At 42.2% G+C, this 14,106-nt stretch carries 11 protein-coding genes and 1 other annotated feature; of the genes, 6 read left to right on the top strand and 5 right to left on the bottom strand.

Going from position 1 to position 14,106, the window contains the following annotated elements; translation table 11 throughout:
* Positions 1-124: 124 nt before the first annotated feature.
* The 3 genes from clpB to rluD form a co-directional block, all read right to left on the bottom strand.
* Complete coding sequence (gene clpB, locus AACT42_RS22755; RefSeq protein ID WP_088720938.1) at positions 125-2,701, bottom strand: ATP-dependent chaperone ClpB; 2,577 nt, start codon at positions 2,699-2,701, stop codon at positions 125-127.
* 107 nt (positions 2,702-2,808) lie between these two features.
* Positions 2,809-3,534, bottom strand: coding sequence for a peptidoglycan editing factor PgeF (gene pgeF, locus AACT42_RS22750; RefSeq protein WP_094134198.1), 726 nt, complete (start codon positions 3,532-3,534; stop codon positions 2,809-2,811).
* Positions 3,534-4,508: a 23S rRNA pseudouridine(1911/1915/1917) synthase RluD gene (gene rluD / locus AACT42_RS22745; protein ID WP_013857530.1), complete on the bottom strand. Its 975-nt coding sequence runs from the start codon at positions 4,506-4,508 to the stop codon at positions 3,534-3,536. The genes pgeF and rluD overlap by 1 nt, the downstream gene beginning before the upstream one ends.
* A gap of 155 nt (positions 4,509-4,663) precedes the next feature.
* Between rluD and bamD the strand changes: the two genes are divergently transcribed.
* The 6 genes from bamD (at position 4,664) to yjjX (ending at position 11,681) form a co-directional block, all read left to right on the top strand.
* Positions 4,664-5,389 (top strand): outer membrane protein assembly factor BamD, encoded by a 726-nt coding sequence (gene bamD, locus AACT42_RS22740; protein WP_013857531.1) that lies wholly within the window; start codon positions 4,664-4,666, stop codon positions 5,387-5,389.
* Between the two features lie 447 nt (positions 5,390-5,836).
* On the top strand, positions 5,837-6,163 hold the full coding sequence (gene hpf, locus AACT42_RS22735) for a ribosome hibernation-promoting factor, HPF/YfiA family (protein WP_026027341.1): 327 nt from the start codon (positions 5,837-5,839) through the stop codon (positions 6,161-6,163).
* A gap of 109 nt (positions 6,164-6,272) precedes the next feature.
* Positions 6,273-6,391 (top strand) — a sequence feature (Phe leader region).
* A gap of 12 nt (positions 6,392-6,403) precedes the next feature.
* The gene (gene pheA / locus AACT42_RS22730) at positions 6,404-7,582 is read left to right on the top strand and encodes a prephenate dehydratase (RefSeq protein WP_094134199.1); all 1,179 of its coding nucleotides are present in this window, start codon (positions 6,404-6,406) and stop codon (positions 7,580-7,582) included.
* A gap of 215 nt (positions 7,583-7,797) precedes the next feature.
* Positions 7,798-8,844 (top strand): polyamine ABC transporter substrate-binding protein, encoded by a 1,047-nt coding sequence (locus tag AACT42_RS22725; protein WP_094134200.1) that lies wholly within the window; start codon positions 7,798-7,800, stop codon positions 8,842-8,844.
* Positions 8,828-11,182: a putative bifunctional diguanylate cyclase/phosphodiesterase gene (locus tag AACT42_RS22720; RefSeq protein WP_094167996.1), complete on the top strand. Its 2,355-nt coding sequence runs from the start codon at positions 8,828-8,830 to the stop codon at positions 11,180-11,182. The genes AACT42_RS22725 and AACT42_RS22720 overlap by 17 nt, the downstream gene beginning before the upstream one ends.
* A complete protein-coding gene (gene yjjX, locus AACT42_RS22715; RefSeq protein WP_017043286.1) occupies positions 11,154-11,681 on the top strand; it encodes an inosine/xanthosine triphosphatase in 528 nt (175 codons plus the stop codon). The genes AACT42_RS22720 and yjjX overlap by 29 nt, the downstream gene beginning before the upstream one ends.
* A gap of 24 nt (positions 11,682-11,705) precedes the next feature.
* On the opposite strand, the gene trpR is transcribed toward yjjX, so the two are convergent.
* Together trpR and AACT42_RS22705 are read right to left on the bottom strand one after the other, a co-directional pair.
* Positions 11,706-12,005: a trp operon repressor gene (trpR, locus tag AACT42_RS22710; protein ID WP_013857539.1), complete on the bottom strand. Its 300-nt coding sequence runs from the start codon at positions 12,003-12,005 to the stop codon at positions 11,706-11,708.
* Positions 12,006-12,063: 58 nt separating this feature from the next.
* On the bottom strand, positions 12,064-14,013 hold the full coding sequence (locus tag AACT42_RS22705) for a transglycosylase SLT domain-containing protein (protein ID WP_141193207.1): 1,950 nt from the start codon (positions 14,011-14,013) through the stop codon (positions 12,064-12,066).
* Positions 14,014-14,106: the final 93 nt, after the last annotated feature.

Genomic DNA, 14,106 nt, shown 5'->3' with positions numbered 1-14,106 from the left:
GGTTTACTTCTAGCATGGGCACTCCTTCGGGCAATAGCCCCAAGGTTCAATCACCACCGCCCAAGGCGGTGGTTTAGGGATGACAACAAAAAGGGCCATTTCTGGCCCTTTTGAATGTAAATGTTTAGTCTTGATGAGCAATAATTTGGTCATTGCTAACAACTAGCTTAACTTTTTTATCCGGTAGGATTCTTCCTGCCAAGATTTCTTTCGCTAATGGATTTTCAACGCTTTGTTGAATCGCGCGTTTCAATGGTCTTGCTCCGTAAACAGGATCAAACCCAACTTGAGAAATCAGCTCTAACGCTTTTTCAGATACCTCAAGCTGATAACCTTTCTCTTCCATTCGTTTACCAAGACGGGCTAATTGAATAGAAGCGATCGATTTAATTTGTTCTTGCGCCAACGGATGGAATACTACACTTTCATCCACTCGGTTTAAGAACTCTGGTCTAAAATGTTTACCTACAATCTCCATTACCTCTTTTTTAATGCCTTCATAATCCAAGCTTGCGAATTTTTCTTGAATTTGTGAAGACCCTAAGTTTGAGGTCATAATTACCACTGTATTACGAAAATCAACTGTGCGTCCTTGTCCATCAGTTAAGCGCCCATCATCTAATACCTGTAGCAGGATATTAAAGACATCAGGGTGTGCTTTCTCAACTTCATCCAACAAGATAACCGAGTACGGTTTACGACGAATAGCCTCGGTCAAGTAGCCACCCTCTTCGTAGCCCACATAACCTGGAGGCGCGCCGACTAATCGCGCTACTGAGTGTTTTTCCATAAACTCAGACATGTCGATTCGCACCATGGCATCTTCACTATCAAACATAAAGTTTGCGAGTGTTTTACACAATTCAGTTTTACCCACACCAGTTGGCCCTAAGAATAAGAAGGAACCAATCGGTCTATTTGGATCAGATAACCCAGCCCGGCTACGGCGAATCGCATTTGATACCACTTCGACGGCTTCAACTTGTCCGATAACTCGTTGATGCAGCGCATCCTCCATTTGCAGCAGTTTTTCTTTCTCAGCTTCCAGCATTTTAGAAACTGGAATACCAGTTTGCTTTGAAAGCACTTCCGCAATTTCTACATCAGTTACTTTGTTGCGCAGCAAAGTCATCTCTTGCATTTCAGCTTGAGTTGCAAGGTCGAGCTGCTTTTCAAGTTCAGGAATTCGACCATATTGAAGTTCTGACATACGGTTCAAGTCACCCGCTCTACGTGCGAAATCCATATCCATACGCGCTTGCTCTAATTCGGACTTAATATGCTGAGTACCCGAAAGAGCTGCTTTTTCCGCATTCCAAACTTCTTCCAGCTCGGCAAACTCACGCTCTTTCACTTGTAACTCTTCGTTTAACACCTGTAAGCGTTTTTCACTCGCTTCATCGTGTTCATTCGTTAGCGCTTGTTGCTCAATTTTTAGCTGAATAATTTTGCGCTCAAGCTTATCTAAAGATTCTGGCTTTGAATCTATTTGCATTCGAATACTTGAAGCGGCTTCATCGATCAAGTCAATCGCTTTATCGGGCAACTGGCGATCAGAAATATAACGGTGCGATAAGCTCGCAGCAGCAACAATAGCGGGATCGGTGATCTCCACATGGTGATGGAGCTCATAGCGCTCTTTCAAACCACGCAAAATAGCTACTGTGTCTTCTACGCTAGGTTCATCAACCAGTACCTTTTGGAAACGTCGCTCAAGTGCCGGATCTTTCTCTATATATTGACGATACTCGTCTAAAGTGGTCGCACCGACGCAGTGTAGATCTCCTCGAGCCAGAGCGGGCTTAAGCATATTCCCCGCATCCATTGCGCCTTCGCCTCGACCTGCACCGACCATAGTGTGCAACTCATCAATAAAGAGGATGACATTACCCTCTTCTTTCGCTAGCTCGTTAAGCACAGATTTTAAGCGTTCTTCAAATTCACCACGATACTTAGCCCCTGCGACCAAAGACCCCATGTCTAATGACAATACTCGACGACCACGTAGACCTTCAGGTACCTCATTATTAATGATGCGCTGTGCTAACCCTTCCACAATCGCTGTTTTACCAACACCAGGCTCACCTATGATTACTGGGTTGTTTTTGGTCCGGCGTTGCAATACTTGAATGGTACGACGAATTTCGTCATCACGGCCGATGACAGGATCAAGTTTGCCTTGTTCCGCTCGTTCAGTTAGATCTATTGTGAATTTCTCAAGCGCTTGTCTTAGTTCTTCTGCATTTGGATCATTCACTTTCTGACCTCCACGCACTTTTTCTATTGCTTCAGAAACTTTTTTCTCGGTGAGCCCTATTTCTTTGAGTAATTGACCAAGCGCGCCCTTATCTTCTAGTGCGGCTAGCAAAAACACTTCCGAAGAAATGTAGGAATCTTGCCGTTTTTGCGCGAGTTTATCGCACAAATTGAACATAGTACCCATTGCGCTAGAAAGCTGAACATCACCACCGATACCGCTAACTTTTGGCAAACGGTCTAATATCTCACTGAGCTTCGAGCGCAATTGCATAACGTCTACACTTAACATAGTAAGAAGTGGACGAATTGGACTGCCATTTTGATCGAGCAATGCCACCATCAAATGAACAGGCTCGATATATTGATGATCACGGCCTAATGCCAATGATTGAGCATCAGAAATGGCAATTTGAAATTTGCTTGTAAATCGATCAAGACGCATACCAACTTTCCTCACCTTAATTGAGAAACTAATCTTACGTAGCTAAAGATGGCTACGTACTAGTGCTTTTTCAAGGGGCAAGTTAGGGAAGATTGATCTTGCGTAAGTTACTCTTCGATCCAAATAAATGAAGCTTGGCGACCTGTGATTCCGTCGCGTCGATAGGAATAAAACTGATGAGGATTATGGAAGGTACAAAGGCCGCTATCTGATATTTCTGAAACACCGCATTGATGCAACCTTAACGTGGCTAACTGTGCAATATTTGCTAGCCATTTTCCATTCTCTTGAAGAGAAAATGCGGCCTTTGCTTTGGTATTTTGCTCAACAAAGGCATGGTATACATCATCACCGACTTCAAATGCCGTAGGACCGATAGCAGGACCGAGCCAAGCAAGGATATCATTAGAAAATTTGGCGAGCGCATTTTCGAGTATCCCATTAGCTAAACCGCGCCAACCAGCATGAACTGCAGCCACTTCGCTGCCTTGGTGATTAGTGAGTAGAACAGGTAAGCAATCAGCGGTCATTACAGAACAAACCACATTATGCTGATGGGTAAAAACACCATCGGCACTCAGAATCTGCTGAGTAGGTTGAGTAACCGCTAACACTTGTGTTGAATGCGTTTGTTCAAGCCAAATAGGTTCAGAGGGCATCGCCGCTTGCTGCGTTAGCCATTGGCGATTTTTTTCAACGGATAAAGGATCATCCCCAACATGCATGCCTAAATTCAGCCCTTGATAAGGAGCTAACGAAAAGCCACCGACTCTAGTCGAGGAGAAAGCTTTTACATGTTTAGGTGCATTCCAGTTAGGGATGATCTTCTGCATTAGAACTCGTCTTTTTTATTCAACTTAGTATCTACGCGTAAAGCTTCCGCCATAATGATCATATCGTCAGGTACTGGCGCATGAAATTCTAGCATTTCACCAGTCACAGGATGCTCAAGTCGAAGCATAACGGCATGCAAAGCCTGACGATCAAAACCACGGATCATATCAGTCAGCTCTTGCGTTGCCCCTTTCGGAATGCGAGCGCGGCCACCATAGGCGGTATCCCCAAGCAAAGGATGCTGTAAATATGACATATGCACACGAATTTGGTGAGTACGGCCCGTTTCTAAACGCAACCGAAGGCGAGTATGTTCACGGAAATGCTCGGCCACACGATAGTGAGTTACCGCTGGTTTACCCATCGGGCTTACCGCCATCAATGTACGTTTTGTTGAGTGGCGGCCAATCGGCTTATCGATCATCCCACCAGCAGTCATAGTACCGATCACAATCGCTTCATATTCACGCGTAATCTTACGCTTTTGCAACGCTCGAACTAAGTGTGTTTGTGCAGGAACCGTTTTAGCGACCACCATTAAACCAGTCGTATCTTTATCCAAACGATGCACAATCCCCGCACGAGGTACTTCTGCAATAGCTGGATAGTGGAACAACAGTGCATTTAAGACTGTGCCATCTGGAGTACCCGCGCCTGGATGAACGACAAAATCTCGTGGTTTGTTGATGACCATAATATCGTCATCTTCATACACGATATTTAAAGGTATATCTTGCGCTTCCCAACGCTCTTCATCTTCAAGCTCGGCTTGGACCGTAATGATTTCTCCCCCCATGACTTTCGTTCTTGGTTTAGTGATCACCTCACCATTGACCTGAACTTTGCCTTCTAAAAGCCACTCTTTTAGACGTGAACGAGAGAAATCTGCGAATAATTCAGCGACAGCTTGGTCTAAACGTTGACCTAACTGGCTATCTTTTACTGTATTTGTTAATTCAATCTGCTGAGCCATATCGAACTTTTTTAAAAACCGTGAGACTAATAGCGTCTAGTATGGATAAAATATGGCGTCATTGTATCTGTTACTGCTAAGAAAGTAACGAAACGATTTGTAAAGCGATTACGCACTCAATTAAGAAGCATTAATTCAAGGAAACGACTCCTGTCATGAAACACCACACTTTATCAGGCTTACTCGCATTATCACTGTTATTTGGCTGTTCAAGCAGCGAAGAGATTGTCCCTGATGTGCCGCCTTCTGAATTATACTCAGAAGCACAAACCTCACTGCAAAGTGGTAACTGGTTAACGGCCATTCAAAAACTTGAGGCGTTAGATTCACGTTATCCCTTCGGCGCGTATTCAGAACAAGTTCAACTTGATCTTATTTACGCTTACTACAAAAACGATGATCTTGCGTTAGGTTTAGCGACCATTGAACGCTTTACCCGTTTGAATCCAACCCATGAAAAAATGGATTGGGTACTCTACATGCGTGGTTTGACGCATATGGCGCAAGATCGCAACTTCATGCATGACCTATTTAATGTCGATCGCGCGGATCGTGATCCAGAACCGGTAAAAGCTGCGTTTGCGGATTTTAAGAAACTGCTGCAACGCTACCCAACAAGCCCTTATGCAGAAGATGCTCATAAACGCTTATTCGCGTTAAAAAATAGGCTGGCTGAATATGACCTTGCCACAGCTGATTTTTACTTACGCCGTGAATCTTGGATTGCGGCCATCAACCGTGCTCAGGAGCTACAAAAAACGTATCCAGACACTGAAGCGGCTCGCAAATCATTACACATTCAGTTGGAAGCGTATAAACAGCTCAAACTGAACGATGCCATTGCCAGAACTCAAAAGTTAATTGCACTCAATCCACAATAGTTTGCAATAAGCTTAAGTACGCCATGAAAACCACTCACGCTTTGAGTGGTTTTTTTATTTGGAGTCGATGGGAATAATAACACGCCAGCAAAAGACGGCTGGAAAATGAGTGGTGCCGGTAAAACTGAAATAAAAGGGAGGTATTCAAAACATCGTTAGAATAAAGATCACAAAAAACACTTGAATAAGAAATGAGCAGCGCTCTTTTAAGGCCGCAAAAATACCCTAAAAATGGGAAATTCTTAGCTTAACCTTTTAACTAATCTATCCAGATTGATAGGAATCACAAGCTTTTTCTTTACTCTTTGTCAGCACTCTTTGCGTGAGATCACGTTTAAACTCGCCCTTTGAAATCACATCCAATAAAGTGATCTATATCACATTACTTTAGTATTAAATCAGTAATCTGAAGTTAACCCATGAGGGATGCAACATAGGAAAAAATCTATGAAAGTAACTATCACTGGTAAAAATATCGACATCACCTCTGCAATCCGCACTCACATTGAGAGCAAATTTAAAAAACTAGAAAAATGGCAAGTGGATATCATAGGATGCCAAGCTAGCTTTAGTGAAGAGCCCAATAAACAAAAAAGATTCGAAGCTATTATCACTGTACCCAAAGGACAATTAGTCGCTTCTGCAACCCATGAAGATCTTTACGCAGCCATCAATGAGGTAGAACAAAAATTAGAACGCCAACTCAACAAACTGCGCCATAAACCGGAAGCTCGTCGTACCGACAAACCGGAAGTAGAAGAAGAAGTTGAATAAAGTTTAATATGATGAAAAATAGCGCTTTCAAGCGCTATTTTTTTGCTTGACGCTCTACGGTTGCTTGCTTATTGTGTCTTTACATTCAAAGAGAAATCACCTTCTTATGCACTTAACCTCACTGTTCTTTTTTGACTTCTTTTTTCTCCAATAACCTTGGAGGCATGGTCGTTGACAGAAGATAAGTCAAAAACGAACAGGAAGCCTCCCACTGGGAGGCTTTTTTACAAGGACATTTTTATGACTGAAAAGCACTATTCACTTGAAGAGATCCGCTTGCAACTGAACGAGCTTGATGATCAACTGCTGAACCTACTGGCAGAGCGTCGAAAGTTCAGCATTGAAGTCGCTAAAAGCAAAGTGGAAACCGCAAAACCTGTGAGAGATGCAATACGTGAACAGCAACTTTTAGTCAAATTGATTAACACTGGTAAAGAAAAATACAATTTAGATGCTCAGTATATTACTAAACTATTTCATACCATCATTGAAGACTCCGTCTTGCTACAGCAAGCATACTTGCAGAATCTAGCCAATCCGCAACTGAGCCGTAAACCGCTGGCAAGGGTTGCTTTTTTAGGTGCTAAAGGTTCTTACTCCCATCTTGCAACCCGTGAGTACTTCAGTCGTAAAAATACAGAGTTGATCGAACTCAATTGCGATCAGTTTAAAGAAGTCACTAAAACAGTTGAATCGGGTCATGCCGACTATGGGGTATTGCCGATTGAAAATACCAGTTCAGGTTCAATTAACGAAGTGTATGATTTGCTGCAACATACTACCTTGTACATTGTCGGTGAGCTCACTTTACCGATTGAGCACTGCTTGGTCGCCACCTCTGAATTACGTTTGGAAGAGCTTAAAATCCTTTATTCACACCCACAGCCCCACCAGCAGTGCAGCGAATTTTTAAGCCGCCTAAAAGGCGTTACACTTGAAACCTGTGCGAGCACCGCTGATGCGATGCAAAAAGTACAGCAGCTTAATCGCAACGATGTTGCCGCAATTGGCAATGCCTCCAGCGGTAAACTGTACGGCTTACAATCGATCAAATCTAATATCGCCAATCAAACAGAAAACCAGACTCGCTTTATTGTTGTTGCGCGAAAACCCGTGGAAGTCTCTACTCAAATTCCAGCGAAGACGACATTAATCATGTCGACATCGCAACAAGCTGGTTCACTTGTTGAAAGCTTGTTAGTGCTGCAACGCTACGGGATCAATATGACCAAATTGGAATCGAGACCTATTATGGGTAATCCTTGGGAAGAAATGTTCTATGTTGATCTTGAATCTCATCTTGATTCCATTGAAATGCAGCAAGCATTGAATGAGCTAACAAAAATCACTAAGCATTTAAAAGTATTAGGCTGCTACCCAAGCGAAAATGTTAAACCGACCCAAGTAAAACTTCAATAATCACATTTAAGTCAAATATTTGACATAAGTCAGCTGACAGACATCAACATAGTTCATATAATGCCCAATCATTTCACACATAATTAATCACTATGTTTTGGGCTGTCAGCTTACTTTGAATTCACGGAATATATTCCACACGTCATAAGATATCTGTGACACTTTCATTGTGAACGATGCCCTTTTCCAATAAATAAGGTTCATCTACTTATATCATGATGAAAATCCATCCTTTGGCTTTAATGCTATTTCTGCTAGGCATTTCAGCGCACATTCGAAGCTCAGAGCTCAATATTTATTTGTGGGAAGACACTATGTCACCGCAAATCGTTGATCAATGGCGGCAAAGTAGCGGCATCGATATTAATCTATATCATTTTGATAATGACGATGAACGCAGTCTATTGATGGTCAAAAGTGTCCAGCTACCTTTTGATATTGTAGTGTTAGATAACGTATCAGCTCTTATCTACTCTCGGCTCAACACCTTTGAAGATCTTAGTGCTCTACCGAATAGAAAGCATAATGATACGAAATGGAATCAAGCGTGCGGTAGCCACGCTATTCCTTACTTTTGGGGAACCGTAGGCATCGTCTACAAAAAAAGTAAATTTCCAGCCAAACCCAAAAACTGGGCTGATCTCATCGACATGCCACCAGCACTCCAAGGCCATGTGGGGATGCTTCACGATACAGTTGAAACCCTGTTGCCAGCATTGTATGCCCAACAACAATCGCCAATTACAAATAACGATAATGCACTGAAACAGGCTTATCAAAAGATGCTATCCGTGAATCGCAATATCTTAACCTATGAATATATATTGAGTTACGTCCGAAGCCATCCTGACAGTGATGGCTTAGATATGGCACTCGCATATAGCGGTGACCAATTTTCATTGAATAAGTATTTTGGCAACAATGATTGGGATTTTGTCACCCCGCAAGGCCGACCCTATATTTGGGTGGATTGTTTAGCCATCAACAGCAATTCAAAAAATAAAGAGCATGCAAAAGAGTTTATAAACCACTTATTGAGCCCAGAAGTTGCCGCAATAAATGCAAAAGATATTAAAGCTGCGACACCAAACTTAAGTGCCCTAAATTTAATGCCAGATAGTTACCGAAATGATGCATCATTATTTCCAAACCCAGCTTTGTTAGAACAAGGCATTATTGATAGCGAATTGCTCCCTGCCGATATTAGTTTGAGAGCAAAAATCATTAACAGTATTTTGGAACAACATGAAGCTCAACAATAGAATTCTGTTGCTGATAACACCGGTTATTCTTCTCAGTGCAGTGGCATCTAGTTACATTATCTACTCCAATCAAAAAGATGCTTTGCTGAAAAGAGAAGAAAGCTATCTTCAACTGAGCATGGAAAAACTCGCGGGTCACTTTCGTCAGACCCAATACCTGGTGAATAGCTACGCTTACACCCTAACGAAAAGCGATATCATTCGTCACTACGTTGCACATGAGCGCAACCCTTATCGAGAGTTAGAACTGGTTGATAACTTTCAGCAAACATTGGAGATTCTCCAATCACAAGAGAATAATTTTATTGCGTTATCTATTTTGGATGGCAGCAAAAATGTTCTTTATTATGCCGAAAATAGTGGTGACCCCTTCGCCAAAATCGATACAAAAATTCTCAACCACATACAAAACACTTTCGATAGCACACAGAAAACCTCTTATGTTGACTATACGACAAATTCCAGCGGTGAAGGTATTCTAGTTCGGTATGATGTTTTAGATACTCAAACACTTACGACACCGCTTAGCTATAACCGCGATAAAATTTTCTTTGTTGTTGTTTTCGTCGTACTAGAACCCTTTAATCGACTGATGAAGAAAATAGAATTTGATAACCGAAGTACCATTTTTTTCACTGACGCAGCGGATATTAAAAAGGTAGGATTAACGCAAACTGTTGAATTAAAATCAGATCTTTATGCCACGCTTGATCCTGCACAGTATCTAATTAACGACAAACTTTATGCCATTAAAAAACGGTTAGCGTTGTCGTTTGGAATATCGACTCTAGTGACTGTGTTGCTGCTTTTGTATTTATTATACCGATATGTAATCAAGCCCATATCCCAATTAGATCAACAATTGAAAGAAGTAGAGAATAAGCAGCGTGACAATATCGAAACTCTCAAGAGTAACGATGAAATTGGCCGGCTATCCTCTCGTTTTTACGATATGTATCAGGAGCTTGATACCACATATAAGAAAACAAAAGCACTTGCAGAATACGACCACTTAACAAAACTTGCCAATCGCCACCACTTTCAACAATCAGTAGAAAGAGTGCTAGCAAACGCAAGACACACCGATAACATCTGGGTTTTGTATATTGATTTAGATAATTTCAAATACGTCAATGATAAATATGGACATCAGGTCGGTGATGCATTATTAGTCAACTTTGCACAGCATATTGGCTCATTGCGCAACTTTTTCTTTGAAAAGTATCAAGTAAAAAGCCTAGCAGCGCGACTATCAGGGGATGAGTTTTCAATTTTTATTTCTACACCTGATAGTAGTTTTATACAAGCGGCAAGCGAATTTGCCACTCAGCTACTGATCCCATTACAAAACCAGCATAACTCACCACTCGGAAATTTCCCTATCACAGCAAGTATTGGTATCGCTACCTACCCAACCGATGGCTATACCTTAGAAAAATTATTATCTAATGCTGATACGGCCATGTATCAAGCAAAAAATGCTGGGAAGAACCAAATAGCTTACTACTCGCCAGAGCTCAATAAGGGTGTTCTGCGCAGAGCCAATATTGAGCAAGCATTACGCCGAGGTGATTTTGATCAGGAATTTAGCTTGGTCTACCAACCTTATTTAAATCGTGCTGGCAATACAGTCTCAGGATTTGAAGTTTTACTTCGTTGGGAATCCAAGCTGCTCGGTACGATTTCACCAAAAGAATTTATTCCGATAGCTGAACAAACTGGGTTATTTGGCAACATTGATCGCTGGGTCGTCCGTTCAGCTTTCGAGGAGTTCCATGCACTGCAAGCAATGTTTGAACACCCTGTTCAGTTATCGATTAACCTTTCATCAGCAGAATTAAACTCTTTACAGTTAGCTCATTACATTCATAAACATGCGCAGGAGAATGCAGTTCCTCCCCATTTGATTGATTTTGAAATTACAGAAACTTTTTCTGCCAATTCAAAAGGTTTTCCACTGCTTCACGAACTATCGCATTTAGGCTACGGATTGGCGATTGATGATTTCGGTTCTGGTTACACCTCCATTACTCAATTGGTGCAATATCCAGTACAAAAAATCAAGTTCGATCGGCTTTTTTTAGATACACTCATCACCACTGACAATCACAAGATCATTAAGCCTTTGATCGAACTTTGCCACTCTCAATCAATGCAAGTCACAGCTGAAGGTATTGAAAGTAAAGAGATGCATAATTGGCTTGCTGATTACCAATGTGATTTCATGCAAGGCTATTATTTTGCCAAACCAATGCCATTAAATGCGTTGGTTTCATGGTATCAACAACAAAAAGAGTTAAACGCTGTTTATGAAAAATGTGATCATTGCCTCTCTTAACCCAGCAAAAATCAATGCAGTCAAAAGTGCATTTGAAAGTACCTTTCCACAGGATACTTTCTCATTTAAAGGGGCAAGTGTGCCCAGTGGTGTCGCGGATCAACCGATGACAGATGAAGAAACCCACCAAGGCGCACTTAACCGAGTACGAAATGCGAAAGAACAAGATCCCACGGCAGATTATTACGTCGGGTTAGAAGCGGGCATTGAGAATACCGTGACTTTTGCGTGGATGGTGATTGAATCCGCCACTCATAGAGGAGAATCGCGTTCAGCCAGCTTAATGCTACCACCTCAAGTATTAGAGCTATTAAGTCACGAAAATGAGCTAGGCGATGTGATGGATAAACTGTTTGACTGCCAAAATATCAAACAGAAAGGCGGTGCGATCAGCCTACTCACTCATAACCAGCTCACTCGCAGCTCGGTCTATCATCAAGCACTGATCCTTGCTCTGATCCCTTTTATCAACACAGAGCATTTCCCTGCTAATTTATAAAAAGTTAGCGAACTCAAGGGGTCACTAAGACACCTTGAGTAGCAGAGCGGCTAATTGCGACTTTTCTTGTTCTGATTTACTTTTGAGCTCATTTGAGCCACGCGTAATGGTCGCAATTCCTACTCCGAGCAATTGGCTAATCTGCCGCTGTGATAACTCCCCTTTAAGTAGCTCACATAAGATGTTCGCACGCGCCACGAGCGCATCTCGCTCATCTGGGGTCATCATCATGGTGAGTAGCATTGCGTGCTGCTCTTGCTCTGTGGCTGATTTAACCAATTCCATTAGCTGCTGCCAATCAGTGTACTCAGGTTGGTGTGGCATGAATGTACTCGCAAAGTGATACGTTCCGCTATTGTAGAACTTTCACTTCGTATTGGAATTAATATTTTGTATTGAGCTCATCTTGGTTGAGAAATTCACCTTCAATGCCCATCAAATCTCGATAGTAAGTCTCAAACATCAAAATATTTTGCACATACCCGCGGGTTTCCCGAAAAGGGATCGCTTCAATAAAAGCGTAAGCATCTAACTTGCCTTGTGTTTTCTCTCGCCATTGATTGACGCGATTTGGCCCAGCGTTATAGGCAGCAAATGCAAAAATTCGATTGTCGCCGTATTGCTCTAATAATCCATTTAAGTAATGGCTGCCTATTTCGATATTTTTGCCCACCTCATATAGCTCTTGCTCATCGTTATAGGTCAGCTGATATTTTTTAGCCGTATACTTAGCCGTGCTCGGCATAATCTGCATGATACCACGAGCGCCAACGGGCGATTGAGCCTCAACATCCATTCCACTTTCTTGACGAGCAAGTGACATCAGCATAATTGGGTCGATGTCGTGTTTCTGGCCATAGAAGTTAAACCACCATTGATGGGCTAATGGAAAACGCAATTGCATGTTGTCCCACATCCGCGCCGAAATAGAGGCTGTCACAGTTAAACTATACCAACGTTGGGAGTCGGCGTAGGCCGCTAGCATCTCTTTTTCTTTTGTATCTGCACGATCGAGTAACCATTTCCATTCACTTTTTGCAGCAGCGATTTTATCTCGTTCAATCAGCTCTTGGATCCGTACTAAGGCTTTTTTATACGGCGTCAATAAATTAGGATTAAGCTTAATCGATGTACTGGGATAATTTACTGACTGTTTCACCATATTAGCGGCCGCGACACTGTAGAAATTACGTTGCCCAATCATCGCATTTAAACGTTGTAATCCTTTGGCTTCATCACCCAACGCAATATCAGCGCGCCCAAGCCAATATTGCCAACGTAAGCTGGCTTTTTCATCAGCGGGGAGCTGCTCTGTCCAGAATTTAACTTCATCCCAACGACCAACGGTCAGTGCCTTGCGGATCCTCTGCTCGAGCAAAAGACTGTTTGAGCTTTGCGCTATCACACTATCTCGCCAGTTTGCGAGTGCTTGCTCCTCGGTATCAAGCAATATTCTGGCTATATATTCTGCAATAGGACGTTGATAAGCATCCGCCAGTATTTTCTGATCGAGAAGAGTTTGATACACACTTTGCGCAAGCTTTGCATCTTGGCGTGCTAGCTTTTCTAACGTAAATTGAATCGACTGCTGATTAAAATCACCATTGGAGTGTTGCTGGGCAAAAGTCAGCACATTTTCTGGCGAGCGGTAGAGATCCATCATCGCTTGCGCTGTCGCCTGTGATTTTGGCTTAACTAATTTTTTCTGTAAGTATTTCATTAGCGTTAAATTACGCCCATCAAACGCCAATAACATTCGTTTAAGCAACCAATCATCGGTTAACCCGCCTTGCTCACTCCATGCGGTGAAGAGTGGATCACAGGCGTCAGAAATGCTACTGCCACTGAGCCATAATTTTTGTGCGCCTTTGAACGCAATATCTCGCTGGCCTGTTTGGTAATGCGCATTGTAGTAATGACAGCGATAAGGCTCATCATTCGGCTCCGCTTTTTGAAAATCAAGCAAGGTGGCCCATTTCCCTTTCGCCGCCAACGCATCTAAATACGGTGCTCGAATGCGGTTTGAAAACGGGAAATCTTGATGTGTATCGATAAAAACCTGAACCGCTAATGGCGGTTTATTACCAATATCGACCAGCAGAGTTCGATAATCCAGATAAGGCGTCAATGGATAGTTTTTGATCTTATTTCTAATTTTTTTAGCTTCATCAACTTTATCTTCATCAAGCCACCTCTGAGCTTGATCGTACAGCTCTCGTTGACTATCCAAATCCTCTATTGCGCCTGAAAACGCGGTGCCGCACACCAAGGAGCTCAACGCTAATATTGATGATAACAATCGCTGCGGTCTTATAAAATGCATGAGCGCCATGTGCTCTCGTCCTATCCAAAGCAAGGGAATTTCCGTTTCATTACGCTGATTCTAGATAAAAAAGTAAAGGCCATAGATGTAAATAATATTAAA

Source organism: Vibrio sp. V15_P4S5T153, assembly GCF_963874485.1.
Classification (GTDB): domain Bacteria; phylum Pseudomonadota; class Gammaproteobacteria; order Enterobacterales; family Vibrionaceae; genus Vibrio; species Vibrio anguillarum.
The sequence above is the reverse complement of the archived record's forward strand: the minus strand, read 5'-3'. Positions and strand labels throughout refer to the sequence as shown.